Annotated in this window: 2 protein-coding genes; one reads left to right on the plus strand and one right to left on the minus strand. The window is 52.2% G+C overall.

Annotation, left to right across the window (positions count from 1 at the left end):
• On the plus strand, positions 1 to 2,175 hold a 2,175-nt coding region (lon, locus tag ACJROR_RS08255), incomplete at its 5' end, for an endopeptidase La (RefSeq protein WP_406546712.1).
• Positions 2,176 to 2,311: 136 nt separating this feature from the next.
• Here the strand turns inward: lon and ACJROR_RS08260 are convergent.
• The gene (locus ACJROR_RS08260) at positions 2,312 to 2,917 is read right to left on the minus strand and encodes a hypothetical protein (protein ID WP_406546713.1); all 606 of its coding nucleotides are present in this window, start codon (positions 2,915 to 2,917) and stop codon (positions 2,312 to 2,314) included.
• Between the last annotated feature and the right edge of the window lie 391 nt (positions 2,918 to 3,308).

Raw genomic sequence — 3,308 nt, forward strand, 5'->3', positions numbered from 1 at the left:
ATGGTGGAATACTACCGGAAATGCTTTATTCACCCGCCTTATTTTCTGATGGCGGCGGAGCACAGCCGCAGCATTTTAAGACTGGGCTTTGCTTTGCTTCTGGTAATGCAAAGGCAGGATCAGGAGCTCCTGCAAATGGGAGTGCAGCATATGTTTCCGGAGATTACCGGAAAGGATATTGCAGAGCGCTTCGCAGCATTTTCTTCCTACAATGACCTGGTGCAGGAGATCTGCGATCGGGTTTATCCCCGCATTGAGCAATTCTCCATTGACGTCTCCGGTTCCGGTGATCCGTCCAGCAGGTTTGCCGATCCCGAAACCATGAGCTCCGAAATGGCTTCCATTCGCGACGAGCTTATGGAAATTCGCCGTTACCTCCGGGAAGGTCCGGGCGGAAACGGCAATGCGGAAGGGCCGGGCATTGCTGCCGGAGAGGCTGAAGCGGATCTTGACGATGACAAGGCCGAGATTGAAAGAAAGCTAAACGATCCCCGCATGCCCAAGGAGGTTATTAAGAAGTACCAGAAGGAGTCCAAAAGACTGCGGCTGGCCACCGGAGACCGGGTGGAGACTGCCATGGTGCGGAACTATCTTAACAATCTGATGTCCCTGCCCTGGATTGAACAGACTGAGGTCAAGGACGATCTGGAGTATGCCAGAACCGTGCTGGATGAGGATCATTACGGTCTCGAGAAGGTCAAGGAACGCATTCTGGAATATTTGGCCGTGCAGAAGCGTTCCGACAGGCTTCATGCCCCCATTATCTGTCTTGTGGGGCCTCCCGGGGTGGGCAAGACCTCTCTCGGCAAATCCCTGGCCCGGGCTACCGGCCGCAAATATACCAGACTGGCTTTGGGCGGCATTCATGACGAGGCTGACATTCGGGGCTTCAACCGTACCTATGCCGGTTCTGACATGGGCAAGATCATGCGGGCTATGACTAAAATCGGGGTGAACAATCCGCTTTTCCTTTTGGATGAAATCGATAAGGTTTCCGGCATCAGCCATCACGGGGATCCTTCGGCAGCGCTTCTGGAGGTGCTGGATCCGGAGCAGAACAACTCCTTTATGGATACCTATCTGGAGGTGGGCTTTGATCTCTCCAATGTGATGTTCGTGGCCACCGCCAACACTCTGGACATTCCTTCCCCCCTCCTGGATCGCATGGAAATCATTCAGCTGGACGGCTATACCATGGAGGAGAAGTTCCAGCTGGCCAAGAAGTTTCTGATCCCCCGGCAGTTCCAGTATAACGGCGTTTCCGCTGACGAGGTCGTCATTACCGATAACGCCCTCCGGGAGCTTATTACCAATTATACCCGGGAGGCCGGAGTCAGAAGTCTTGACCGCCTGCTCTCCCGGCTCCTCCAGAAGGCGGTTAAGGAGATCCGTCTCAGCAAGAAGGAGCTCACCCGCATCCGCATTGATTCCAGAAAGCTGCAGTCATATCTGGGCCCGGGAGAGCCTCCCATGAAAAACGAGCACCGGGACATTGTGGGCACGGTAAACGGTCTGGCCTATACCACCTCCGGCGGCGACGTGCTATCCATAGAAGCCGAGGCCATGCCCGGAAAAGGGCGGGAGGTCTTTACCGGCAAGCTGGGGGATGTGATGAAGGAATCCATTGCCGCCGCCATTACCGTGGTCAGAGTGCTGGCCCCGCGGCTTAACGTGCCGGATGACTTTTTCGGGAAGCATGATCTCCATATTCATTTTCCGGCCGGAGCGGTGCCCAAGGACGGCCCCAGCGCCGGGATCAGTATTGCCATCGCCATTGTCAGCATTGTGACCGGCATTCCGGTGCGGGGTGATGTTGCCATGACCGGAGAAATATCCCTGCACGGCCGGGTGCTCCCGGTGGGCGGTCTCCGCGCCAAGCTCAGCGCCGCCCGGAGAGAGGGAATTTTTGATATCCTGATACCGGAGGATAACGTAAAGGATCTTGAAGAGGTTCCGGCGGCCATCAAAAAGGATCTCAATATCATGCCGGTGAAAAACATCGAAGAGGTTCTGGCCAAGGCCTTCCGCTGCGATGTGTTTGCTGCCAAAGACGGCAAAGGGGAGCAGAAAACTGCGGCCGCTTCTGACACCGGCGGGAAAGCCGGGAAAAACGGCAAGACCGGCGGAAAAGATGCCGTCAAAGCTGCCAAAAAGTCCTGGAAGCAGTTTGGGTGAATAACAAGGAAGATGCCTCGGGATCTTGCAGCCCCGGGTTTTTTTCATGCATCCGGCATATACTGATTCCTGAGCAGGCACCCTGATAACAATCAAAAACGGCCTTGTCAGGACAGTTTCCGAAAAGCGGCGCCCCTTAGTACTTTATTTTCGCCGATTCCAGCAAATTGCGCTCATCAAATGTGATGTGGAGGTATTCAGCGTAACTGTCTGTGGCTCCATCCTCCGACAGTTTGTATTGATGCCCTGTCAGAATCTTTCTGCTTTCCTCCCGATCCATGCCCTTTTTGAGCTGAGGGTAAAGAATGTCGAGCTTTTTTGTTTCTTCCAGCCAGATGTCAGCATCGCGCATGTAATTCAGCCTGCCAACCAGCAAGGTATCCACATCTTCATCCCAGCCGACTGAAAGATTGAGCTCATAGCTGATATATCCCGCATAGTCGTCCGGAACAAAAAGACTTTTATCCATAACCTTGAAGAATTGCCTTCTGGTAAGGGGGTAAATGGTGACGCCATTGTAGCGGACATCGTAATACTCCTTTTCACAGCCGCAGAATTCCACGGATCTCAGGAGATCATCACTGTCATAACCCAGACGTATAAAGAGCTTGTAATAAACGTCAGTAGAATTGTTATGTATTGGCGTGTGTTCGCTGTCCATAATTTTCCGGCAATCTGTCCGGTTCATGCCAAATACCAGATCCCCGACAGATTTGTTAGGCACCCATTCAAAAATCATCATTTCTTACCTCCATGAGAAGTGCCGGTTGAAAGCTCATCATCATCTCTGCAATTTCACTGTCATGTTTTGAACCAAAAAGTTCTCGCAGATTGAGTCTTTGTTTTTCTTCCATGTTATTTTGCACGAGTGCCTTAAGTCGTAAGATCCGCAGAGAATCAACTCCTATGCTGGTTGGACTGTGACTTCTCAGGACAGTTTTCGAAAAGTGGTGCCGCGAGACTCTATTTTCGCTGATTCCAGTAAATTGCGCTCATCAAATTTGATGTGGAGGTATTCAGCGTAACTGTCTATGGCTCCATTCTGCGACAGTTTGTATGCTTCTTCTGGAGGATATGTGGGTGGGTAGGAGCTTTAACCTTCACCTTAGGTATGGCCCGGATTGATAGTCCGG

It is taken from the genome of Succinimonas sp. (genome assembly GCF_045225735.1).
GTDB lineage: Bacteria > Pseudomonadota > Gammaproteobacteria > Enterobacterales > Succinivibrionaceae > Succinimonas.